Here is a 22,777-nt window from a genome sequence, read left to right as displayed (position 1 = left end):
GGTCAGGTCCGCGTCCGGTCCGAGTCGTGCAGTGCGGCCTCGAGGTCCGGGTGCACGCGGAAGACCTGGTCGGCGCCGGTGAGGCGGAACATCCGGGCCACCGGACGGGGCAGCGCGGCCACCTCCAGCCCCCCTCCCGCCGCCCGGGCCGCCATCCGGGCCCGCAGCAGTACGTTCAGGCCCGTCGAATCGCAGAACCGCAGCCCGCCGCAGTCGACCACCAACCGGGCCGGGCCGGCTCCCGCCAGCGCGGCGGCCAGGGCCTGCCGCAGCGGGTCGGCCGTGTCGTGGTCGAGTTCCCCCGAGAGCAGGAGCACGACGACCCCGTCCGAGGGCCGCACCTCGACGGAGAACCGCTCGGCGGCCGACGGCCCTCGCAGCCGCCCGCGCCCCGCCGGGTCCACCGGTACCGGTCCGGAAGCCGTTGCCATGGGCACCTCCACACTCGCAGGGCGCCTACCCCGGTCCCCGCGGACCATTCGCCCGCCGGGCCCGGCGCGGTTCAGGGGACGAGCAGCGTCTTGATCATCCCGTCTTCCTTCGCCTGGAAGCGGGCGTACGCCTGGGGCGCCTCCTCCAGCGGAACGGTGTGGGTGGCGAAGCCCTCGACGCCGAGCGGATCGGCGTCGGTGAGCAGGGGCAGGATGTCGTCCGTCCAGGCGCGGACGTTGGCCTGGCCCATGCGCATCTGGATCTGCTTGTCGAACATGGTCAGCAGCGGCATGGGGTCGACGGCTCCGCCGTAGACCCCGGAGACGGAGAGGGTGCCGCCCCGCCGGACCAGGTCGATGCCCGCGTGGAGGGCGCCCATGCGGTCGACGCCGAGGTGTTCCATCAGCGGGCGGGCGAGGGCGTCGGGCAGCATCGCGGTGGCCTTCTGGGCCAGGGAGGCGGCGGTCGACCCGTGGGCCTCCATGCCGACCGCGTCGATGACGGAGTCGCTGCCGCGCCCGTCCGTGAGGTCCGCGACGGCCGCGCTCAGGGAGCCGTTGTCGGAGAGTTCGCGCAGGTCCAGGGTGTGCACGCCGAGGGAGCGGGCCTTGTCCAGGCGGGCGTCGACCAGGTCGACGCCGATGACGAGGCCGGCGCCGCGGTGCAGTGCGATACGGGCCGCCATCTGCCCGATGGGGCCGAGGCCGAGCACCGTCAGCGAGCCTCCGGGCGGCAGTGCCGCGTACTCCACGGCCTGCCACGCCGTCGGCAGGACGTCGGATAGGTAGACGAAGCGTTCGTCGGGCGGGCCGCTCGGCACCTTCACGGGCAGGGTGTCGCCGAACGGCACGCGCAGGTACTCGGCCTGCCCGCCGGGGACCTGCCCGTAGAGCTTGGTGTAGCCGAACAGGGCGGCGCCCTTGCCGTGTTCGCGTACCTGGGTGGTCTCGCACTGGGAGTGCAGGCCCCGGCCGCACATGAAGCAGGTGCCGCAGGAGATGTTGAACGGAACGACGACGCGGTCGCCCGGGGTGAGGGTGCGGACCTCGGGTCCGGTCTCCTCGACGGTGCCCATGGCCTCGTGGCCGAGGATGTCGCCCGGTTCGAGGTAGGCGCCGAGCACGGAGTACAGGTGCAGGTCCGAACCGCAGATGCCGGTGGTCGTCACCTTGACGACGATGTCGGTGGGGTCCTGGACGGCGGGGTCGGGAACGGTCTCGACCCTGACGTCCTCGCGGCCCTGCCAGGTCAGTGCGCGCATGGTGGTCGTCCTCCTCGCGGCGGGGTGCGGCGGCTGTCGGCGCGCCGGCGCCGGACAGCGGGGGAAGGGTGGTCGTGCCCCCTGCGCGTGCCCGCCCTCACCCCCGCCATGCGCACGGGCACCGCCGCCGTGCGTACGGGGCGGACGACCGGCCGGGACCGGCCCATGAGAGCGGCGCGGGCGGGTACACGCACGGCGGAACACCGGCGAGCCGGGCCGCGGGGCCGGGAGCCGGAGGCCAGGAAGGAGCGAGGCCATGGACGAGATGGCGCCGATGGACGACATGGAGCAGGGCGGAGCCGGAGGAGTTCCCCTCGACGACGACAGCCCGCAGAGCCGGCGCCGGGCCCCGTCGGCGGGCCGCGGCCGTACGGGGCCCGGCGCCGACCGCGCCAAGGACGTACGGGGCGAGGAGGGCGAGGCCGCGGACGCGCTGTCACCGAGCCCGCGGGCCCAGCGGGACTCCCGGGACAAGAGCGCCCCCACCGTGGCGCCCACGGAGGGCACCGCCGGGGAGACCGGCCACGGGGCGAACCCGCCGAAGCGGCGCGGGGCCGGGCATTAGGCCGGTCCCGACGGGCCTGGAGTCCCGCCCCGGACCGCCTCGGCTTTGAGGTGCCGGACGGGGCTTCAGGCCTCGCGGCCGTGGAGCCGTACGTGGACGTCCTTCTCCTGGTCGCCCGCCGCGGTCCCCACCGCGTCGATCACGAAGGCCGAGTCGAGCTCGGCCAGGACGCGGTCCACCGCCCGGTAGCCGCCCTGGGCCTCGAGGGTCACGGGGTGCGCGAGCCGGGCGGGGCCCTGCGCTGCCCGCCCGCGCGGGTCGGCGACGTCGTAGACGGAGGTCCAGACCGTGGTGGCCTTCGCTGCCCCGGTGCCCGGGCGCGGCGTCGACTTCTCGGTCGTGAAAGCCCCTCCCAGGGCTGCCAGCACGACCCGGGCGTCCTCCTCCGCGCAGTCGCTGATCACCACGGTCACCTCTGTGCTGCTCATGGCGGGCTCCTCTCGGGGTCTCTCGGACCTGGCGGGGCTCCAGGCCCTCCTCCAGCATCCGCCTGCCCCCGCCGCGGCGCTCCGTACCGGCCGTTCTGCGTGGGACCACGCGGGCGGGGTAGACGCCCGCGGCACGGGGGACGGGGCGGGTCGAGGCCCCCAGCACGAGGAGGAAGGTGAGCGCGGGTGCTGGTGTCCACGGACGTGGTGGGTGCGCCCTGCTGGCTGAGTCTGGCGGCGCGCGACCGGAAGGCGGCCGAACGCTTCTACGGGGCCGTGCTCGGCTGGTCGTACCGGCCGTCCGGGCTGGGCCGGGCGATCACCGTGGCCGAACGGGACGGCGTGCCCGTCGCGGGCATCGCCGAGGTCGCCGCCCAGCTGGCGGTCCCGGTGGCCTGGACGGCGTACTTCGCCGTCGCCGACGCGGACGCGGCGGTCGCCCGGGTGCGCGAGCGCGGCGGCACCGTGGGGGTCGGGCCGGTCCCGTACCCGCCCCGGGGCCGGGCCGCGCTCGCGTCCGACCGGGAGGGCGCGGTGTTCGGGCTCTGGGAGGGCCAGGTGACCGCCGGCTGGAAGGTCGGCGAGTCCGGTGCCCCGGTCTGGCTGGAACTCCACACGCGGGACGCGTTCGACGCCGCGCTCTTCTACGGAGAGGTGCTGGAGTGGCTCGACAACGAGGCCGGCTGCTGCGAGGTCTCGTACGAGGAGGACCGGGTGGTGCTCCGCCAGGACGGCGAGGCCGTCGCCCGGCTGGACAGCGGCCCGGTCGAGGCCGCCTCTCCGCAGCCTCAGCGCCGGCCCCGCTGGCTGGTGCACTTCCGCTGCACCGCACTGGACGCGGCTCTCGCCGCGGCGCTGGACCACGGCGGCACCGTGGTGGAGGACACCGGCTCCCTGGAGCAGCGCCGGGTGACGCTGCAGGACCCGGACGGTGCCCTGTTCACGCTCGACCAGGCACCTTCCTGAACCTCGCCCCCGCACCTCCCGGGCCCGGGCGCAGCGCGCCGCCGGCTACGCTCCCGGTGTCCCGGCCGCACTGACGCCCTCGGCGGCGACCTCGGCCGGATCGAGGGTCCGATCCACCAGCGCCCGGACGATCCGGGCCAGCGAGTCGGCCTGCCCGGCCGCGTACGCGCGCAGGATGCGCGAGGCCTCGGCCACCGGCACGTCGGCGTACTGGGCGATCATGCCCTTGGCGATCTCCAAGGTGTTCTTGTACGCGATGGCGGCCTGGGTCCTGACCAGGATCTCGCCGTCGGCGGCCGGCTCCGACGTCCAGTGCAGCAGGGACAGGGCGGCCGAGTCGGCGAGCGCCTGTGCGAGGTCCGCATCCGCCGGCGAGATCAGGCCGGGCTCCCGGCGGAAGAGGTTGAGGGCGCCGATGGTCAGCGTGTGCAGGCGCAGCGGGACGGTGTGGGCGGAGCGGTAGCCGACGGCGAGCGCCGCCTCGACGAGCTCCGGCCAGCGCTCGCGCTCCGCGCCGAGATCGGGCACGGCGAGCGGCTCGCCGCTCAGGTAGCAGTCGACGCAGGGGCCGCCGTCCCCGGTGAGCTGGAGCAGCTCCAGCTGGGCCGCCTCCTCGTGGGACGCGGCCATGACCCGCAGACCGCCCCTGGCATCGCCCATGAGGACGCCGCCGGCGTTTGCGTCCAGCAGGGCGACGCACTGGGTGACGAGTTCGTCGAACAGGCGCAAGGGGTCGAAGCCGGGCGCCAGGGTGTCGGCGAGGCTGACGAAGGCCCTGGCCAGTTCTCGCTCGCGGGTCATCTCGATCGCCTGCTTCCCGTCGCCTGTGCGCGCCTGGCTAGTCATTCTGGCTGAAGTCGGTGGAGTGGCTGATCACATCGCGGGCGACCGCGGTTGCCGTGCGACCCTCGCGGAAGGCGCGGGCACGGAGCAGCGCCAGCGCCTCGTCGGCCCCGAGCCCGAGCTGAACCATGATCATTCCGGCTGCCTGGTACACCTCGGCCCGATAGTTCTCGACCTCGTAGAGCCAGGCCGCGACCCCTTCTCCGGGGGTCGGGGTGTGGTCGAAGGTGGCCAGCAGCAGCGTGATGGCGTCCGCGGCCAGCATGGCCACGCGCAGGTCCGATGCATTGAGCATACCCGGGGCGTCCCGGTACAGGTCGAGGGTGCCGACGACGACGGTGGAGTTGCCCAGCGGCACCGAGTACACCGCGCGGGCGCCCGCCTCGACGGCCTGGGGGGCGAACAGCGGCCACCGGCGGACATCGGCCCCGCCGGCGAGATCCGGGGCCAGCACGGGGGCGAACACCTCTGCGGCCCGCACTCCCGGCCCCTCGCCCAGGGTGAACTGGATCTCCACGAGGCGGCTGGCGGTACGGTCGCTCGCGCACAGCGTCGTCGCGTAGCCGCCGTCGCCCATCATGCTCACCGCCAGACCCTTCACCGGCAGCAGACCGAGCATCGCCTCGCACAGCCGGGAGGGCATGCGGTCGGAGGGCACGCCGTCGAGGGCCCGCACGAACGTGCGCATGATGTCGCCGTGGGCTCCCCGGAAGGCGCCTCCGCCGGCACCGCCCGGTACGGGGGGTTTGTGGGCCACAGCGCTCACCTCCCAGCCGTTGCCGCCCCGGCGCTTGCCGCTGATCGACAACAGTACCCGGAGCACCGGTCGGGAGAGGTCGTCACGTCGTCACGCAGGCGCCTGCCGGTTTCCGGGTGTCAAGCTGTCCCCTGCACCTGCCCCCCGCGCTGCCGCCCACACCCCCGCCGGGCAGCCGCCTCGGGTTCCCGACCGTCCTTCCGGGGAGCGGCGGGCGGCTTCGTCCTGCGGACACGCGCCCCCCCTTCCCGGCCGCTGTGGCCGCCCGGGGCGTACCGGAAGCGAAAATGGCCCGACGCCCCCCAGGGGTCTGAACCACCACCGTCCGGTAGGCGCCGTACAGCCGCGAGAACGCCGGGGCGCGTACGGCGGCGACCGGAGCCGCCCGCCGGCCCGGCGGGTCCCGCCCAGGAACGCAGGGGACCGATGGCTTCCGCCCGTACAGGAGCACCGCCCGCCCAGGTGACCCGGCACCGGTTCGCCGACCGCGACACCGCCTCGGCGTGCGCGCACCTGTGTGCTGCCTACGGGGCTCGCGTCGAGGCCGTCCCCGGCGCCGGGGCCGTGACCGTACGCCACACCCGGATCGACTGCGGCGCCTACCGGCTCGACGAGCTCCGGCTGGACGGGGAGCTCACCGTCGAACCCGACCCGGACGGCCCGGTGCTGATCGTCCAGCTGCACCGGGGAGCCCTTACCCTCTCCCCCGGCTGCGACCTCGGGCCCGGCCGGCCCTTCGTCGCCGTGGCCGCCGCTCCACAGCGGCTGGCCGCCCGCTCGGCGGTGCTCGAGGTGACGGCCCTGGCCGTCCCACTGCTGCGCGAGGCGGCGCAGGTCCCCGACGGCCTGCAGCCGCTGCACGTCCGCTTCACCGCGCCCGGGCCCGTCGACGCCCGGGCCGCGCGGCTCTGGCGGGGCAGTTGCGAGTACGCCCGGCGCGTCCTCGGTTCCGCCGCGGCAGCGGGGATCCCCCCGCTGCTGGTGGCCGAGACCGGCCGCCTGCTGGCGGCGACCGCCCTCGCCGTCTTCTCCAACAACCTCACCGGCGGGCCGCTCCCGGCCGACGGGCTCGACGCCACCCCCGACGCCCTGCGCCGCGCGGTGGTGTTCATCGAGGAGAACGCCCATGCGCAGATCGGCCTCGGGCACATCGCCGCGGCCGCCCACGTCACCCCGCGCGCCCTGCAGTACGCGTTCCGCCGGCACGCCGGCACCACCCCGCTGGCCTATCTGCGCCGCGTCCGCCTGGAACGCGCCCACGAGGACCTCCTCGCCGCCGATACCGGGGGCGGTGCGACGGTGACCACCGTCGCCGCCCGCTGGGGCTTCGGACACACGGGCCGGTTCGCCGCCGCCTACCGGGAGGTCTACGGCGTCCCACCGAGCGTCACCCTGCACAGCTGACCCTGCCCCGCAGGCATATCCGCAGCCGTTGCGGGGAGCCGCCGGGTATGAACGGATACGGTCCCACCAGCAACCCCGATCCCGACCCGAGCCGCACGACCGGACTCACCCCCGGCGGCAGCGTCCCCCCGGGCGAGACGCCCCCGGCCGAGGCGAGCACCGGCACGGGTGCGGGCCCCCACCGCCCCCTGAAGCGGGGCTGGGCCCGCGGCCCGCTCGTGCTCATCGTCGTGCTCGCCGTCGCCGTCGCCCTGTTCTTCCTCGCCTACGCCGTCATCGTCGCCATGTGATCCCTGGCGGACGGCCAGGAAGAAACGGATCCCCGGGACGCCCCTCGGACCGGACCTCGGACTGGACCGAGCGGGGGTGTTCCGGTGTGTTGGGCGGCGCCCGCGGGCATCGCGGCGGCTCCCTGCGGCATACGTAGGAGGTGGCGCCCGCAGGTGCCCGCCCACGCCGCCGCAACCCCAGGAAGGGGCCGATGGACCCAGCCGACATCCCCGGGGCCGGCCGTAACGGCCGTCTCGACCGTCACGGCCGCCCCTGCCCTCCCCGCCCCGGGCGGACCGTCCCGCACCTGCTCCTCGCGCTGGCGGCCGCTGTGCTGGTCTCCGGCTGTGGAGCCTCCGCCCCGCGGGTGAACGGAGCCCAGAGCTCCGCCCTCGCCTTCGCACGGGCCGTGGCGGGGGACGACTTCCGCGCCGCCTGCGCCCTGCTGGCACCCGGCACCCGTCAGGAGCTGGAGGAGGGCGAGCAGAAACCTTGCGCCTCGGCCCTCGCCGGCCAGGACCTCCCCGGTGCCCGGACCCGTACCGTGCGCGGAACGGAGGTGTACGGACGGCAGGCGATGGTCCGGCTGGAGGAGGACACCCTCTTCCTCTCCCGGTTCGACGGCGGCTGGCGGGTCGTCGCCGCGGGGTGCCGGCCCGAGGCGGACGAGCCGTACCGATGCGCCGTGAAAGGCAACTGACATGCGCTTCCTCTTCGTGGCGTGCCTGGTCCTGATCGTGGGCGGGCTCGGCTACTTCATCGCGATCGGAGCGATGCACCGTTGAACGCGGAACAGGACCGGAACCAAGGACGGGACGGCCAGGGCGGGGAACAGGACGGGGAACGCGGCCGCCGGGGCGGCTTTTGGCACGACAACAGCCTCACGCTGGCCTTCGGCGCCGCCTTCCTCGTCGTCTTGGCCGGCCAGGCGCTCTCCGGGCGGGCGGAGTTCAACGAGCAGCTCGGCGTGGACGGGCTGCAGCAGATCAGCCTGCTCCAGTACCTCGCGTCCTCGGACTTCGCCGTCGACGTCACCGAGAACTGGCAGTCGGAGTTCCTCCAGTTCTTCCTCTACATCTTCGGCACCGTGTGGCTGGTGCAGCGCGGATCGCCGGAGTCCAAGGAGGTCCACAAAACGGGCACCGAGAGCGAGCGCGAGCAGCGGATGGGCGACCACGCCGGTTCGGACTCGCCGCGCTGGGCGCGTACGAAGGACTGGCGCCAGCGCCTCTACTCCCGCTCCCTGGGGCTGGTGATGGGCGGTCTGTTCGTGCTGTCCTGGCTCGCCCAGTCGATCGCGGGGCGGGCCGCCTACGACGAGCAGCAGCTGCGGCAGCTCGAGGATCCGGTCTCCTGGGCTGCGTACCTCGGCACGCCCGACTTCTGGAACCGGTCGCTGCAGAACTGGCAGTCGGAGCTGCTGGCGGTCGCCGCCATGGTCATCCTGTCGGTGTACCTGCGCCAGCGCGGCTCCCCGGAGTCCAAGCCGGTCGGCGCCCCCCACACGGCGACCGGTGTGGAGGGCTGATCGGAGCGGCCGTCATGCGGCGGCCGGGCGCTGCCCGTCGTGGCGGTGGCGTTCGTGGCCGTGGCGGAGCCGGGCTTCGAGGCGGCCTTCGACGATGCGGGTGTCGAAGGCCGGCTGGGGGGCCGTGGCCGGTCCTTCGACGTTCCAGCCGTCGGAGAGGCGGAAGAGGCTGCCGTGCCAGGGGCAGCGGACGCAGCCGTCGGCGACCTCCCCTTCGGAGAGCGGGCCGGCCATGTGGGCGCACCGGTCGGCGAGCACGTGGGCGCTGTCCTCGCCCTGGCGTACGACGAGTACGTCGACTCCGTCGACGCGGGCGCGGGCTGCGCGTCCGAGGGGGAAATCGGCGAGGGCGCCGAGGGGGTGCCAGCCGTCGGAGACGAGGTGGGCGACGTGTTCGGCGTGGTTCGCTCCGGCCGCCTGGCGGTAGGCGAGGTGGCCGCCGAGGGCGCCCGCGGCGCCGGCGGTGGCCAGTCCGGCCATGGCCAGTGCCTTGCCGCGGGTGGTGCGGCCGCGGGTACGGGCGATGAAGGAGCCGGCGTAGAGGGCGACCGCGGCGGTGTTGCCGAGGGCGTGGACGAGGCCGGTGCGGGCCTGTTCGGGCGGCAGCTCGGCCCAGTCCGCCCAGCCGGCCGCGGCGGCGGGCGCGGCGGCGGCGAGCCCGGTCCCGATGAGGGCGTGGGCGGCGCCGCAGTGGCCGGGGCCGAGGTCGAGCACGGCGGCCGAGAGCCAGGTCCCGAGGGGGATCTGGACGAGCAGCGGGTGGGCGGGGTGGCCCAGGGGGCGGCCGTGGAGCAGATCGCGGACGGGACCGAGCGGGACGGCCCGTACGGCCCGGCGGAGCAGCTCGATCAAGGCGTCGGCCTGCGGTGACTGTTCGAGGCGTTCCACGGCCGCGAGCAGCGGCCCCGGCCCGGCTGCGGTGACCGTGGGAGTCATGCCGTAGGTGTCCATGGCCCGCGCCTACCCGGCGGCCCCGGGCGCATGCGGTGCGGGTCGGCGTCCGGATCCGCGTCGTCCTCCTCCGCTTCGTGTCCGGACCCGGCTCCGAGCGGGTCCGGCGGGGTGGGGGGCGGGCGGGGTGGACGGGGTCCGCGGGTGCGGCCGTACGAGCAGTGTCGGCGGAGCGGTGGTCGCCGGGCCGGCGGCGAGGTCCACGCGTACGGGGCCCAGCCCTGCGGCCCGTACCGCGGGAGCGCTGTGCCCAAGGCGGATTCCGGGAGCGCGTGGCCCGTGATCGGCGCTCCTTCCTGCCGGGTCCTGCCCGGCGCGAGAGCCGGGTCCGGCGTCTGCCCCGCCATCTCGACGGCATGCCCCGGCCGGAACCGGCCGGAACCGGCCCGAACCGGCCCGCCCGCGTTTCCGGCAGCCGTTCAGGGGCAGGTGGCTGCCATGGACGGCACGACACCGGGCACCCCGTTCCGGCTGGTGCGCATCGCGCTCCTGTCCGAGGAGTTCGGAGAGATGGACGTCCCGCTGGAGGCGCCCGCGGATGGGACGGTCCCGGACCCGTTCGACCTGCCGCACGGGGCGGTCGTCACGCTGGCCCTCGTTTTCCGGACGGCCGTGGACATCGACGGCTTGGCTTACACCGAGACCCGGGTCCGCGACGGCGCGGTGCTCTCCACCGTCCGGACCGCCCTGGGCGGCTACCGGGCCGGCGGACCGTACGAGATCCGCATGCCCCCCGAGCGGCTGCCGAACGGCCGCTCGGTGGGCAACACGTACGAGGTCACGGGGACGTTCAGTGATGCGTCGGGCCATGAGCTGGCCACCGAGCGGCACCGCTTCCGCCTCTGCGAGCCCGGCCGCGGACCGGCCCGCCCGGTGCAGGGCGCGGCGCCCGCCGCGCCCTGACCCCACCCCCTGTCACCGCGCGCCGCGCGCCGCGGCTCAGACCGGTTCGGGCTGCCGTTCGCGCCGCTGCTGCGGCAGCCGTACGGACGCGTCCTGCCGTTCCCAGGCCCCGGTGGTCCGCACGTAGCCGTAGATCACCGAGCCCATCGCCAGGACGACCAGCGGCCCGAACACCCACGGGTGTGCGGCCATCTGCGTCGACAGGTAGCGGTACGAGGACAGCAGCGCGGCGAAAACGGCCGTGCCGTACACCGCCAGCCGGATGCCCCGCCGGTCCCAGCCCTGGTCGTGCGCGCGCAGCGCCGCGTCGATCGTGAGCGTGAACACCACGCCGCCGACGATGTCCGCGCCGTAGTGGTAGCCGAATCCGAGCGTGGCGCCCAGGGTGGCGATCAGCCAGAACGTGCCGAGCCAGCGCAGGGCCCACGGGCCCTTGCGGGAGTGGAGGAAGATCGCGGTGGCCCACGCCGTGTGCAGGCTGGGCATGCAGTTGCGCGGGGTGACCCCGTCGAAGGCCATCGGCTGCGGGGTGCCGACCGGCGACGGCGTGTTCGGCCAGAGGTCGGCCACCGCCCAGTGCCCCCCGTCCGCCCCGTAGGCGAAGATCGGTCCGACCACCGGGAAGATCATGTAGATGGCGGGGCCGAGCAGTCCGATGACGAGGAACGTGCGCACGAGGTGGTGGCGCGGGAAGCGGCGCTCGGCCGCCACGCCCCGCAGCTGGTACAGCGCGACGAGGACCGCGCCCACGGCGAGCTGGATGTAGACCCAGTCGAGGACGTGGGCGCCGACCGTGCCGGTGGCCTCGACGATCCGGCCCGCCACCCAGGACGGGTTGCCGAGCGCGTGGTCGGCCGTCGCCACGTACTGGTCGAGCACCATCGGCCGGGTCTTCGAGGTGATCAGCAGCCAGGTGTAGCCGGTCTTGCGGCCGGCCACCAGCAGCAGGGCCAGTCCGACGCCCTTGAGCAGCAGGGCGCGCTCCCGCCCGGTGCGGCGCGTGACGGCGATGACGGCACAGCCCAGGGTCACCCACAGTGCGCCGTTGCCGAACATCATCTGGGCGCCGACCGCCCACCGCACCAGCCAGAAGACCAGGTCGATGCCGACTGCGGCGCCGACGGCGAGGAACCGCTGCCGCCAGGGGAGCACGACGAGCATCAAGGCCATGCTGGCGTACAGCACGGTGCCCGACTGCGGCGCGAAGATCACCTCGCGCGACTGGACGGTGATCGGCCCCGGCACGCCGTAGTGGCGCGCGGCGATCTCCAGGGCGATGAGGAACCCGAGGCCCACCGCGCTCACCGCGGCCCACAGCAGGACCCGCGGCCGGCGCCACGCACCGGACCCGTCTCCCCCGTCTGTTCGCGCACCCGCTCGCGCTATCGCAGATATCAATTTTTCAGCCGATGTTCATGTTTTCAACTTGGTCATGGTTGGTCCGAACATGCTAGACGGCTCCCCCGCCGAGGGGAGCACGGCCCACCCGGTCAGTCCGGGCGACGGCGCCGGCGTCGGCGGCGGCGTCCGTAGTGCCACAGCGCGCCCGCCACGATGGACGCCGCGATCAGGACGATGCCCGCCACCGGCCATACGCTTCCGGCCATCCGAAGGTCGAAGAGGTGGACCAACAGCACCAGGAGCACGGGAAGCACCACGAATCCCACGGCCCGCGCCGCGGCGGCCAGCATGCCGGGGTCCAGGCGGGAGGTGGGACCGCGCTGCGACGGCAGCGGGGCATCGGTGAGGTAGTACGCCGCGGCGCGGCTCAGCACCTGGCGGGTTCCCCTGCGGTACGACACCGCCATGTAGGGCAGCCACACCAGCGGGGCCACCGTGCCCACCAGGAACGTCACTCCCAGGAGCGCCCAGCGGCTCACCAGGACGAGGCGGTCGCGAGCGGTCGGAGGGGTGTCCGTACGGCGGGGCGGCATCAGCCCGAGGAGTTTGGCCATGCGCAGGACCAGCGCCGTCAACACGGGGATCCGGCGGCGGCGGGGGCCGTCCTCGGGCGGCCCGGGCGGTCGGCGGTCCTCGGCCCGGTCCGCCGCCAGGGCCTGCTCCGCGGTGTCCTCGTCCTCGTAGACCCCTTGCAGCACCAGGAGTTCGGCGGCCCGCCGCCGCGCCGTCGGGTCGTGTCCGGCGAGCGCGGCCAGCTCCAGCATCGTCCGGGCCTGGCTCAGCAGCGCCGCGCAGAACGCGACCGGGACGAAGACCAGGAACGGGCCGCCGACGAAGGCGCCCTCGCTGACCGTCCTGCGCATGCCGCGCGCGACCGCCTCGGCACCGAGCGAGGCGGCGTCCGCGTCGGGCCGCTCGGCGCGCAGCCGGGCCACGCTTCGTGCGGCACGCGGTCCGGCGTGCCGCAGGGCGAAGTCGGCGAGCAGTTCGGGCATCCGCTGCGGCCTGCGCAGGACCGCGCGCAGGAGGAGCTCAGGCGCACCCTCGGGAGTGGCCACCATGCCTCCTGCGCGCCGTCGCGGTCAGTGGGATGCGAGCACCTTCGTCTTGGCCTGCTCGTACTCGGCGGGGGTGATGTCGCCGTGGTCGCGCAGTGCGGCGAGCTTGGACAGCTCCTCGCCGGTCGTCGGCGCCGCGGACGGGGTGGTCTCGGCCGCCTGCTGCACGTACGCCCGGAAGGCCTGCTCCTGCTCACGCACCTGCTTCACATCGCGTTCGCCCATGCCGCGGCCGCGGGCGAGGAGGTAGACGAAGACGCCCAGGAAGGGGAGGAGGCAGACGAAGACGGTCCAGCCGGCCTTTCCCCAGCCGCTCAGGCTGTCATCCCGGAAGATGTCCGCGATGATCTTGAAGAGCAGGAAGAACCACATGATCCACAGGAAGAAGTAGAGCATGGTGAGGAACGCGTTGAGCAGCGGATAATCGTTCATTTTCGCCTCCGTCGGGCCGCCGCCCCGAGGTCGGGGCGGCGTCTGCTTGGCCTACTCCACGCTCCCTCCGCTCGTCCCCGTCCGCATCACCCGCTCCGGGTGGGGTGGCCCGCCTCCTGGCCGGGGTGCGGTCCGTCCCCCGGGGCGGCCGCGAGGATCCCGAGCAGGGCCAGGACGAGGACGACGATCCCGGAGACGACGGCCACGACCGCGGGTGTCGGATGGTTCCAGAGCAGCAGGGCCAGCGCTCCGGCCCCGATCACCACGCCGGTCGTCCAGCGCCGGTGGCCGTCCAGCCACCGCCCCGTGGAACCGGTGCGCAGGCCGAGCCGGGCGAGGGAACGCCCTGCGGCGCCGGTGGTCCGGCCGGCCGCGGTGCGCACGACGCGGGCGCCGCGCCCCGGCCCGTACAGGTACGCGGCCAGCAGGGTGATCACGGCGACGACGATGAGCGTGCGGGCACTCTCCCGCAGGAACCGCACCAGCGTGTCGTAGATGACGGCGGCGGCGTCCGGTGGCAGGGTCGCCGGCGGCACCGAGTCGAGGTAGATCCGCCGGGCCACGGCCAGGGCGATGAGCAGCACCGCCATCATCACGCCCACTCCGATGGCGGTGGCCATCAGCCACACCCGGTGGGCGGGGGCGCACCAGATGGCGAGGGCCGCCAGGGCGAGGGCCACCACGGGCAGCCACACGCCGACGACGTTCAACAGCCGCATGGCGTCCTGGGCCTGGTTGAGCTTGTCGACCTTGAGCAGCGGGATCTGCTTGTCCACCTCGGGGATGGCGGACGCCTTCTCGAACCCGGCGTCGACGAGGCGCTTCTTGAGCTGGTCGGTGAGCGTGCCGAGGTCGAGGACGATCGTGTCCCCGCTGGCCTGTACGGCGCTGGAGCCCTCACCGGTCAGCACCTTGACCACGGCCGCCTGGGCGCGCCGGTTGGCCTCGGTCCACACCGTCTCGAACTGGTCGCTCGTCACCACTTTGGCCACCACGGCATGGACCGCCGAGGTGAGGGCGCTCTTCAACGGGGCTTCGAGGGCCTGCGACTTCTCCACGATCAGGGGCGGCGCGTCGGCCTTCTCCAGGGCCCGGCCGAGCGCCTCGGTGATCGCCTTGACGTCGACGTTGGAGACGACCCGGTTGGTCAGCCGGTCGGTGACCGCGTTCTGGACGGCGGGCTCGTCGGCGAGGGGCGCCACCGTCTGCACGTACCGGTCGGAGTCACTGATCGTCTCGTCCAGCCAGGCCGCCACGACGGCGACCGGTGACAGCAGGAGCGCGAGCAGGAGCAGGACCGAGGCCCCCGAGTAGCGCAGCCGCCGGTGGCGCACCGTGGCGGCCTTGTGCAGCCGTCTGTACTCCGCGTACTCCTCCGCGCTCAGCGGGGGGTGGGGCCCTTGGGGGCTCTGGCCTTCCGGGGGGACCGGGGCGGTCGGATCCATGTTCTTCGTCCCTCTTCTCGGTGCCCGCCGGCGTGGCCCGCGGACGGTCGGTGGGTCAGCCCTCGGCCGTCGGTACGCGGCCGATCCGCGCGGCGTCGACGAGCGCGTCGTAGTCACGCAGGTTCTGTTCGGCATAGGCCTCGGCGAAAGCGGTCAGCGCCCGGTCGAAGGTGTCGGCCATGCCGAGGTAGGAGGCGATGGCGACGGGGTCGCCGGAGCGTGCGTGGCCCCGGGCGAGGGAGAAGCCGCAGGCCCGGGCGAGCAAGCGCAGGCCCTCCGGGCGCATCGTCTCCACGGGGGCGCCGCCCTTCCAGTCGAGCAGCTGGCGGACGTAGAAGTCGCGGTCCAGGCCGTCGATGCCGGTGGCCCGCATCCAGCCGAGGAAGATGTCGCTGGTGGCCTGCATCAGCCGCTGCCCCGACACGACGCGCTGGCCCTGGCTCTCGTAGGCGGCCGGGGCGGCGTAGGGGGCGAGGACGGACTCCTGTGCCTCTTTCGCCTGGAGCAGGAGCGGGTCGTCCTCGTCCCGGCCGGCCAGCAGGAGGATCCAGCAGCGGGTGCCGACGCTGCCGACGCCGACCACCTTGCGGGCGATGTCGACCAGGCGGAAGCGCGCGAGCAGTGCGCGGCGTTCGGGGGACAGGCTCTGCGCGTAGGCCTCGACGAGGCCGCGCACGGCGGTGTCCTGGTCCGTGCGGGCGGAGTCGTCCAGCAGGTCGGACAGGGGCACGATCAGGGGCGGGTCGGGCGCGATGCGCAGCTTCCCGTCGACCCGGTGGGTGAGCTTGGCCAGGGCCTGGCGGTGGTCCCTGGTGCGGGCCTTGGCCAGGGCCCGGTCCATACGCCGCAGGATGCGCTCGCCGCCCTGCGCGGCGATCAGGCGGAGGTCCTCGGAGTCGTCCCGGGCGTACCAGATGTCCAGGACGCGCATCTCGGCGAGGCGTCGCATCCGCCGCCGGTACGCCGAGACGGCTTCGCTCACGACGGCGGCCCGCTCCTGCGGTGTGAACCCGTTGTCGCGGCCGGCGACGGCGAGGCTCGCCGCGAGCCGTTTGACGTCCCATTCGAAGGGGCCGGGGTACGTCTCGTCGAAGTCGTTGACGTCGAAGACGAGGGAGCGCTCGGGCGAGGCAAAGAGACCGAAGTTCAGGACGTGGGCGTCCCCGCACAGTTGGACGGTCAGGCCCGTGTGAGGTGCGCGTCCCAGGTCGGATGCCATGACGGCGGCGGCACCGCGGTAGAAGCGGAAGGGCGAGGCCAGCATGCGCCCGTGCCGGATGGGAACCAGTTCCGGCACCCGTGTCCCGGCCTGGGCCAGCAGCACCTCGACGGGATCGGGCCTGTCCCCGCCCGGATCGAACAGCGCCTGCCGGGAGCGCGGTACGTTCGCGCGCGCCCGCTTGCCGCGCTCCGCGCGCTCGGCCGGTGTGAGGGCGTGGACCGGGGGAACCGCGGACGTGGTCACGGCGCCGCCTCCTGCCTGCGTGGGTCCTGGGCGACCCTGCCCGGTCAGTCGGGCAGGCGTCGCATCTCCTCGACGTGCAGCCCCAGGTCCCGGAACCGCCCGAGCAGGCCGTAGAGGTGTGCCTCGTCCGTCACGGTGCCGAAGAAGAGGGTCTGACGGGCCGCCGGGTACTCGTTGAGCTCCGGGAAGGCATGGGAGACCGGCTCGGACACCTGGCCCGTGATCCGAAATTCGTAGCGCATGGGCATCCGTCCTTCCCTCCCGGTCGCCGCAGCCCGTCGGGCCCGCCTCGTCCATGGTGGTCCGCGGCCCGCCGGCGCACTTCACCCGTCGCAGGTGAGGAGGGGCCGCGCCGGTGTCGGCGGCGTCACAGCATGTGCAGTTCGCGGGCGCGTTCCACCGCGTCGCGCCGGCGGGAGACGCACAGCTTGCGGTAGATGCCGCGCAGGTGGGTCTTGACGGTGTTGACGGACAGGTGCAGCTCGGCGGCGACCTCCTCGGTGGACATCATGCGCGCCACCTGCTGGAGGACCTCCCGCTCACGGCGGCTCAGCTCCTCGACCACCCGGTGGTCGGCCGGGCCGTGCGGGGTGGCGAGCCACGCGTAGGAGCCGCTGCGCCCGTTGAGGCCGGCGGCCAGGTGCCGTACCCAGGGGCCGGCCTCCGTGAACGGCCGCCTGAGTCCTTCGGGGCGCGCGGTGTCGAGGGCCTGGACGAGCAGGGTGCGCGCCCTGTCCTCGTGGCCGTCGAGCAGTGCCCGGTGGGCGCGCAGCAGGACCAGGCGGACCCGGTCGGGGACGGTCACCGCGTCGGACTCCTCCGCGGTCTCGATCAGCTGCAGGGCCTGTACGGGACGGTCGGCGGCGGCTCGGACCTGCGCGAGGGCCACGGTGTGCGAGGGAGGGCCGTCCTCCGCCGGAACGTGGTCCAGGGCGGTGGCCGCCGCGTCGACGTCGCCCCGGGCCAGGGCCGCGGTGGCGTAGGCGACGGCGAGGCGCGCGGCCGGCCCGGGCGGGGGCGCGGCCGCCTCGTCGAGGTGGCCGTCGAGGTGGCTGCGGGCGGCGTCCCAGCGGCCCCGGGCGGTCTCCAGCTGCGCGCGGAGCACCGACCGCTCGATCAGGAGGTCGGGGTCGCGGTGGGTGTCGGCGAGCAGCTCGGCGCGGTCCAGCTGCACGGCCGCCGCGGCGAGTTCCTCCCGTTCGACGGCCACGGCGGCGAGCGCCAGGCCGGCAGCACCGGAGCGGTGGGAGTCGGGGATGCCGTGCTCGTCGGCGATGGCCAGGGAGGCCGCGCCGTGCTCCTCGGCGAGGGTCAGGGCTCCGGCGACGGCGTCGGCCAGCGCCAGCCGTCCCAGACAGCGGTGGCGCAGCAGCACCGTGGCATCGCCGGAACAGGCCCGGACCGCCTGTTCGAGACCCTCGCGGGCGGACTGCAGGCGGCCGCCGCGCAGGCAGGCGCACGCCTGGCCGTAGAGGCGCAGCGGTTCTATCTCGGGGTGCCGGATGCACTCCTCGGCCGGTACCCGCGCCAGCAGTGCGGTGATCCGGTGCGCCGCCTCGTCGGCGGGGCCGGGGGCGGACAGCAGCCGCAGGAGGGCGGCGGTGAGCCGGTCGGCCGGTTCGGCCTCCGGGCCAGCGCCGTCCGGTCCGCCCTCGGCGCGGGCGAGGCGGGAGCGGCAGCCCTCGACGTCCTGGCGGGCCATGCAGCAGGCGGCGGCGACGAGGGCCGGTCTGACGCCGGGGGTGTCGTCGGGCATGCGGGAGAAGGTGTCGGCGGAGGGGGAGGCCCCGGAGCCGGCGAGGATGGGGGCGACCAGCAGGTGCCGGACGGTCTGGGCGGCGGCGAAGCTCCAGTCGCCGCCCGCGGCGGCCTCGTCCACGGCCTCGGCGCTGCGGCCCTGTTCGGCGTACCAGCGGGCGGCGCGGCGGTGCAGCAGGGGCTCCAGCTCGGGCTGCCTGCTGCGCAGATGGGCGCGCAGGACCTCGGCGAACAGGGGATGGAAGCGGTACCACCGGGTGCCGGGGAGCGGTTCCACGAACGCGTGGCAGCGGGCCAGGTTCTGCAGGATGCGGCCGGAGTCGCTGCGCCCGGTCAGGGCCGCGGCGAGGTCGGGGTGGACGTGGTTGAGGATGCCCGTGCGCAGCAGCAGTTCGCGGGCCGGCTCGGGCTGGACGGCGAGCACCTCGGTGAGGAGGTAGTCGGACACCGCCTGCTCGGACGCGGTGAAGGAACGGGCGAAGGCGGCGGGGTCCTCGGAGCGCGCCATGGCGAGCGCGCACAGGCGCAGGCCCGCGGCCCAGCCCTCGGTCTGTTCCAGGAGGAGGTCCACGACGTGGTCGTCGGGGGCGGGCCCCTGGTCCCGCAGCAGTTGGACCGCCTCGCGCCGGGTGAAGGCCAGGTCGTGCTCCCGGATTTCGTGCAGGCGCCCCTCGGCCCGGTAGCGGTGCAGCGGCAGCGGCGGGTCCTCCCGGCTGATGAGGACCAGCCGCAGGGCCGGGCCGGCGTGGTCCGAGACGAACCGCAGGCCGCTGTGCACGGCGTTGCCCCGGGCCTTTTCGAGGCCGTCGACGACCACCACGAGCGGACCGGGCGCGCCTTCGAGCGCGGAGGCCAGGCGGATCAGCAGCGAGCGGTCGACGTCGTCCGCGCAGACGGGTGTGCCGAGGGCGTCCTCGGCCAGCTCCCCGGAGCGCCGGAGCCCTTCGATGACGTAGGCCCAGAAGACGCCCGGGGTGTCGTCCTCGTCGAGCGTCAGCCAGACCACCGGGCCGGGCGCGGACGCGGACCGGGCCCACGAGGCGGCCAGGGCGGTCTTCCCGACGCCCGGCGCTCCGGTGATCAGCGTCAGCGGTCCTTCGGTGCCCCGGGTGAGCCGGTTCAGCAGCCGCTGGCGGCGCACCAGGCCGGGCGCCTGGAAGGGCACGGCGAGTTTGGCGGCGAGCAGGGGGTCGCCGGTCAGAGGCACGGACAGAGGCACGGTCATGAGGTCATACCCCCGGGTGGAGCGGCTCAGCACGGTGCGGGGCCGCTTCTCTCGGCCTCGTGTTCGTGTCCGCTCCCCGCCGCCGGAGCCGCTGCCGGGCGGTGGCGGGGCCCCGAGCACTGCCCTCCTATGGTCACGCCCCGCCGTCTTGATCGCACGCCGCGCACATCGCCCGGCCCGGGCGATGCGGGCCGGACGGGTCCCGGCCGCCAATGGACGGGGGAACGGGTGTCGCGGAAGGGAGGTGGGCTGCGTGAGCATGCACGCCAAGGCCCGTGTGGCGCTGCTGGCGGGCACGGCGGCGCTCGCCGTCATGCTGGCCTTCGCCGGGCTGCGCAGCATCCTCCTGGTGGCGGTGGGCCTGGCGGGGGTGGCCGTCACCGCGGCGACGGTGTGGCTGTTCCTGGCGCACCGCGGGCCGGTCCGCTGGATCGCCCTGGTCCTGGCCGTGGCGGCGCCCGTCGCCGTGGTCCTCTCGTACGTACGCGCAGAGCTCCTGTGGGTCGTGCTGTGCGCGGTGGCCCTGTGGGCGCTGGCCGTGGGGACCGGGCGGTCGGCCCTGGCCGACGAGGGGCGCTCCCGCATGCCGGGGTATCCGGCGCCGGTGCCGCGACACCCCTTCCTGATCATGAACCCGCGGTCCGGGGGAGGGAAGGTCGCCGCCTTCCGCCTGCGCGAGAAGGCCGAGGCGCTCGGTGCCGAGGTGGTGCTGCTCGACCCCGACCGCCACGAGGACGTCGCGGAGCTGGCGCGCCGCGCCGCGGACCGCGGCGCCGACCTCCTCGGGGTCGCCGGGGGCGACGGTACGCAGGCCCTGGTCGCCGATGTCGCCGCCGAGCGCGGGGTGCCGTTCCTGGTCATCAGCGCCGGCACCCGCAACCACTTCGCGATGGACCTCGGGCTGGACCGGCGCGACCCGTCGACCTGCCTGGACGCCCTCACCGACGGCATCGAACTGCGGGTGGACCTCGGCCGCGTGGGCGAGCGGGCATTCGTCAACAACGCCTCCTTCGGCACCTACGCCGAGGTGGTGCAGAGCCCGGCGTACCGCGACGACAAGATCGGTACGACGCTGAGCCTGCTGCCGGACCTGCTGGCGCGGCACACCGGCCCCCGGCTGACGCTCCACGCCGAAGGCACCACGGTCGAGGACCCCCAGGCGGTGCTGGTCAGCAACAACCCCTACGGAACCGGTGACCCGGCGGGCCTGGGCCGGCGCAGCCGGCTCGACGCGGGCGTCCTCGGCGTCCTCGGCGTGAAGGTGGACAACGCCGCCCAGGCCGCGGGCATCCTGCGCGGCCGGTACGCCGCGGGCCTGACCGCGCTGACGGCCCGCGAAGTGCTGGTGGACTCCGACGCGCCGCTCGTGCGCGTCGGGATCGACGGCGAGTCGCTCATGGTGCCGGCGCCGGTGCGCTGCCGTGTGGAGCCCGGCGCGCTGCGCGTCCTCGTACCGAGGCACCGGCCGGGGAACCGCGCGGGCGTCCCGATGGACTGGGCCGGTGTGCGCAGACTCGCCCTGACGATGGGCCGGGCGGCGGGCGGCCGCCGACCCGAGCCGCCCGCCGGGCCCGCGGACGGCCCCGGGGCCGTGGCGCGCGGGGAGCCCGGTGGGGCACCGGTGCGCAAGCGGCACTGGCACTGGCGGCGCCCACCGGACCGGGCGCCCGTCGACTACACCGGCGCCGTCTACGGATCGCTGCTGGCCGCCTCCGTGATCGTCGGGGCGGGCACGCTCGGGCACTACCCCCGGGTGGAGTTGGGCGCACTGCTGCTGTGCACGGGTCTGGTGTTCTGGGCCGCCCACGTCTACGCGCACCTCTTCGGCATCTCGCTGACCGAGGGGCACCTGACCTGGCGCGAGTTCCGGGCGGTGTGCAAGGGCGAGCGGTCCATCATCGAGGCCTCGGTGCCTCCGGCCGCCGCCGTGGCGGTCGGCTCCCTGCTCGGGCTGGACCTCAAGGGGACGGTGTGGCTGGCGTTCGCCGTCGCCCTGTGCGGCCAGATCGGCTGGGCCGTCGCCGGAGCCGTGCGCGCTGGGGCGCCGCGCCGTCTGGTCGCCGCGTCCGCCGCGGTCAACCTGGTGCTCGGCGCGGTGATCGTGGCTGCCAAGTCGGCCCTGTCCCACTAGTTCTGTGACCGAAAAGGTTCACCGGGTCGCGACGCTCCCCCGGCTACCGCTGGGAGGTGCCCCAGGCACGGCACCTCGCCGCGTTGTCGGCCCTCGCAAGTACGTCCAGTACGAGCCGAGGCCCTCCGCCTTGCGATGCACCGCACCGGACGCCGCGACCCGGCAAACCTTTCCGGCCACAGCACTAGGGACGGCGGGGCGCGCGCCCATCCGTGTGCACCCCGGCGCCCGCGGCACCGCATGGCCGTGATCCGGGGCGGTGTGGTCCATGCTGTCACCCAGGACGGGTGAGGGTCGGGGCAGGAGGCAGGATGGACACGACGGACTCCGCCCAGGGCAGCCCTCCGCCCGGCCCCGGCGCAGCCGCGACACCGGCTCCCGGCCTGCGCCGGCCGGGCCGGGCGGCGCTGTTCGTGACCGTCAGGTCCCTGACCACGGTCACCGTCCTCCTCGCCGCGTACTACCTGCTGCCCTTCACCGGGAAGAAAGTCGACGCCACCGCCCTTATCCTCGGCCTGAGCGCCGTCGCGGTCATCTTCACCGCGCAGATCCGGTCGATCGCCCGCTCCGACCACCCGCGGCTGCGGGCGGTCGAGGCGCTCGCGACGACCGTCCCGCTCTTTCTGCTGCTCTATGCGACGACGTACTACCTCCTCGAGGCGTCCACGCCCGGGAGCTTCACGCAGCCGCTCACCCGCACCGACTCCCTGTACTTCACGCTGACGGTGTTCAGCACCGTCGGCTTCGGGGACATCGTGGCCCTCACCGAGCCCGCGCGGATCGTGACGATGACGCAGATGGTGGGCAACATCCTGGCCGTCGGCGTGGCCACGCGGATCCTGTTCGGTGCGGTGGAGGCGGCCGTGCGACGCCAGTCCACCGACACCCGGGCGCCGCAGGAGCCGCAGGAACTGCAGGAACCTCAGGAACCGCAGTAGCGGCCCCCCGGCACCGACACCGGCCTGTCGAACCACCCGTCACGGGTGAGGGCACCGGGCTGCCCGCGGACTGATCCTGAAGGCGAACAGCGGGGGCCGGAAAGAGTAAGGATCACCATGGCAAACACACCGACCACGTCACGCGGCCACTCCGCAAAGACCCTGGCGGCTGCCGGAGGACTGGTGGTATTCGCTGCCGTGATGCTGCTCGTCGCCGGGGTGCTCGGCATCTGCCGCGGCATCATGGGCATCGCCCGCGACGAAGTGTTCGTCCGGACGCCGCACTACATCTTCCAGTTCGACGTGACCGCGTGGGGATGGCTTCACCTGATCTTCGGCATCATCGCCGTGATCGTGGGCGCCGCCCTCTTCAAGGCACCCCTGTGGGGGCGGATCGCGGGAATCTTCATCGCGGCCGTCGTCATCCTGTTGAACTTCCTCTCCCTGCCCTACTACCCGTTCTGGTCGCTCATCGCCGTCGCCATCAGCGGCTTCGTCATCTGGGCGCTGTGCATCATCTCCCCGGCGGACATGCGGTAACGCGACGAGGCGCCGGTACGCGGACCACCGCCGCCCCCCCCCCCCCCGGGCCCGCGGGTCACCCCCGCGGGGCGGC

23 protein-coding genes are annotated in these 22,777 nt (G+C 74.4%); 10 read left to right on the top strand and 13 right to left on the bottom strand.

Annotated features, from left to right (window positions below):
• Positions 1-2: 2 nt before the first annotated feature.
• Both ABZ924_RS23440 and ABZ924_RS23435 read right to left on the bottom strand, forming a co-directional pair.
• Positions 3-431, bottom strand: coding sequence for an STAS domain-containing protein (locus ABZ924_RS23440; protein WP_361913030.1), 429 nt, complete (start codon positions 429-431; stop codon positions 3-5).
• A gap of 71 nt (positions 432-502) precedes the next feature.
• Entirely contained in the window at positions 503-1,693 is a 1,191-nt protein-coding gene (locus ABZ924_RS23435; protein ID WP_361913027.1) for a zinc-dependent alcohol dehydrogenase, read from the bottom strand.
• A gap of 256 nt (positions 1,694-1,949) precedes the next feature.
• Here ABZ924_RS23435 and ABZ924_RS23430 point away from each other — a divergent pair, with 256 nt between their 5' ends.
• Positions 1,950-2,258, top strand: coding sequence for a hypothetical protein (locus ABZ924_RS23430; RefSeq protein WP_361913024.1), 309 nt, complete (start codon positions 1,950-1,952; stop codon positions 2,256-2,258).
• Between the two features lie 65 nt (positions 2,259-2,323).
• Here the strand turns inward: ABZ924_RS23430 and ABZ924_RS23425 are convergent, their stop codons facing one another.
• Positions 2,324-2,686 (bottom strand): hypothetical protein, encoded by a 363-nt coding sequence (locus ABZ924_RS23425; protein WP_361913022.1) that lies wholly within the window; start codon positions 2,684-2,686, stop codon positions 2,324-2,326.
• A gap of 186 nt (positions 2,687-2,872) precedes the next feature.
• Between ABZ924_RS23425 and ABZ924_RS23420 the strand changes: the two genes are divergently transcribed.
• Positions 2,873-3,652, top strand: coding sequence for a VOC family protein (locus ABZ924_RS23420; protein WP_361913019.1), 780 nt, complete (start codon positions 2,873-2,875; stop codon positions 3,650-3,652).
• Between the two features lie 45 nt (positions 3,653-3,697).
• On the opposite strand, the gene ABZ924_RS23415 is transcribed toward ABZ924_RS23420, so the two are convergent.
• The gene (locus ABZ924_RS23415) at positions 3,698-4,453 is read right to left on the bottom strand and encodes a GAF domain-containing protein (protein ID WP_361913017.1); all 756 of its coding nucleotides are present in this window, start codon (positions 4,451-4,453) and stop codon (positions 3,698-3,700) included.
• Between the two features lie 37 nt (positions 4,454-4,490).
• Positions 4,491-5,252, bottom strand: coding sequence for a GAF and ANTAR domain-containing protein (locus tag ABZ924_RS23410; protein ID WP_361913014.1), 762 nt, complete (start codon positions 5,250-5,252; stop codon positions 4,491-4,493).
• Positions 5,253-5,678: 426 nt separating this feature from the next.
• On the opposite strand from ABZ924_RS23410, the gene ABZ924_RS23405 reads away from it, so the two are divergent.
• The 4 genes from ABZ924_RS23405 to ABZ924_RS23390 all read left to right on the top strand — a co-directional run bounded on the left by ABZ924_RS23405 (position 5,679) and on the right by ABZ924_RS23390 (position 8,454).
• Positions 5,679-6,656, top strand: coding sequence for a helix-turn-helix domain-containing protein (locus tag ABZ924_RS23405; RefSeq protein ID WP_361913011.1), 978 nt, complete (start codon positions 5,679-5,681; stop codon positions 6,654-6,656).
• A 47-nt stretch (positions 6,657-6,703) separates the two neighbouring features.
• Complete coding sequence (locus tag ABZ924_RS23400) at positions 6,704-6,946, top strand: DUF6480 family protein (RefSeq protein WP_361913008.1); 243 nt, start codon at positions 6,704-6,706, stop codon at positions 6,944-6,946.
• A gap of 191 nt (positions 6,947-7,137) precedes the next feature.
• Complete coding sequence (locus ABZ924_RS23395) at positions 7,138-7,626, top strand: hypothetical protein (RefSeq protein ID WP_361913005.1); 489 nt, start codon at positions 7,138-7,140, stop codon at positions 7,624-7,626.
• An 81-nt stretch (positions 7,627-7,707) separates the two neighbouring features.
• Positions 7,708-8,454, top strand: coding sequence for a DUF6766 family protein (locus ABZ924_RS23390; RefSeq protein WP_361913002.1), 747 nt, complete (start codon positions 7,708-7,710; stop codon positions 8,452-8,454).
• Between the two features lie 12 nt (positions 8,455-8,466).
• Here the strand turns inward: ABZ924_RS23390 and ABZ924_RS23385 are convergent, their stop codons facing one another.
• Positions 8,467-9,405 carry a Rieske (2Fe-2S) protein gene (locus tag ABZ924_RS23385; RefSeq protein WP_361912999.1) on the bottom strand — a complete coding sequence of 313 codons (939 nt, stop codon included), beginning with the start codon at positions 9,403-9,405 and terminating at the stop codon, positions 8,467-8,469.
• A 438-nt stretch (positions 9,406-9,843) separates the two neighbouring features.
• Between ABZ924_RS23385 and ABZ924_RS23380 the strand changes: the two genes are divergently transcribed.
• Complete coding sequence (locus tag ABZ924_RS23380; RefSeq protein ID WP_361912996.1) at positions 9,844-10,308, top strand: hypothetical protein; 465 nt, start codon at positions 9,844-9,846, stop codon at positions 10,306-10,308.
• Positions 10,309-10,344: 36 nt separating this feature from the next.
• On the opposite strand, the gene ABZ924_RS23375 is transcribed toward ABZ924_RS23380, so the two are convergent.
• The 7 genes from ABZ924_RS23375 to ABZ924_RS23345 form a co-directional block, all read right to left on the bottom strand.
• Positions 10,345-11,613 carry a phosphatase PAP2 family protein gene (locus ABZ924_RS23375; RefSeq protein WP_361912993.1) on the bottom strand — a complete coding sequence of 423 codons (1,269 nt, stop codon included), beginning with the start codon at positions 11,611-11,613 and terminating at the stop codon, positions 10,345-10,347.
• Between the two features lie 185 nt (positions 11,614-11,798).
• Positions 11,799-12,770: a hypothetical protein gene (locus tag ABZ924_RS23370; RefSeq protein WP_361912990.1), complete on the bottom strand. Its 972-nt coding sequence runs from the start codon at positions 12,768-12,770 to the stop codon at positions 11,799-11,801.
• Between the two features lie 21 nt (positions 12,771-12,791).
• The gene (locus tag ABZ924_RS23365) at positions 12,792-13,199 is read right to left on the bottom strand and encodes an SHOCT domain-containing protein (protein WP_361912987.1); all 408 of its coding nucleotides are present in this window, start codon (positions 13,197-13,199) and stop codon (positions 12,792-12,794) included.
• Between the two features lie 86 nt (positions 13,200-13,285).
• Entirely contained in the window at positions 13,286-14,644 is a 1,359-nt protein-coding gene (locus ABZ924_RS23360) for a hypothetical protein (protein ID WP_361912984.1), read from the bottom strand.
• A 55-nt stretch (positions 14,645-14,699) separates the two neighbouring features.
• On the bottom strand, positions 14,700-16,109 hold the full coding sequence (locus ABZ924_RS23355; RefSeq protein ID WP_361912982.1) for a DUF2252 domain-containing protein: 1,410 nt from the start codon (positions 16,107-16,109) through the stop codon (positions 14,700-14,702).
• A 44-nt stretch (positions 16,110-16,153) separates the two neighbouring features.
• A complete protein-coding gene (locus tag ABZ924_RS23350) occupies positions 16,154-16,351 on the bottom strand; it encodes a hypothetical protein (protein ID WP_361912979.1) in 198 nt (65 codons plus the stop codon).
• Between the two features lie 125 nt (positions 16,352-16,476).
• The gene (locus ABZ924_RS23345; protein ID WP_361912976.1) at positions 16,477-19,092 is read right to left on the bottom strand and encodes a LuxR C-terminal-related transcriptional regulator; all 2,616 of its coding nucleotides are present in this window, start codon (positions 19,090-19,092) and stop codon (positions 16,477-16,479) included.
• A gap of 259 nt (positions 19,093-19,351) precedes the next feature.
• Between ABZ924_RS23345 and ABZ924_RS23340 the strand changes: the two genes are divergently transcribed.
• The 3 genes from ABZ924_RS23340 (at position 19,352) to ABZ924_RS23330 (ending at position 22,701) form a co-directional block, all read left to right on the top strand.
• Positions 19,352-21,223 carry a diacylglycerol kinase family protein gene (locus ABZ924_RS23340; RefSeq protein ID WP_361913104.1) on the top strand — a complete coding sequence of 624 codons (1,872 nt, stop codon included), beginning with the start codon at positions 19,352-19,354 and terminating at the stop codon, positions 21,221-21,223.
• Between the two features lie 311 nt (positions 21,224-21,534).
• The gene (locus ABZ924_RS23335; protein ID WP_361912974.1) at positions 21,535-22,161 is read left to right on the top strand and encodes a potassium channel family protein; all 627 of its coding nucleotides are present in this window, start codon (positions 21,535-21,537) and stop codon (positions 22,159-22,161) included.
• 117 nt (positions 22,162-22,278) lie between these two features.
• On the top strand, positions 22,279-22,701 hold the full coding sequence (locus ABZ924_RS23330; protein ID WP_361912971.1) for a hypothetical protein: 423 nt from the start codon (positions 22,279-22,281) through the stop codon (positions 22,699-22,701).
• Positions 22,702-22,777 lie beyond the last annotated feature (76 nt).

It is taken from the genome of Streptomyces sp. NPDC046876 (assembly GCF_040645035.1).
Lineage (GTDB): Bacteria > Actinomycetota > Actinomycetes > Streptomycetales > Streptomycetaceae > Streptomyces.
This window is presented reverse-complemented; position numbering and strand designations above follow the sequence as displayed.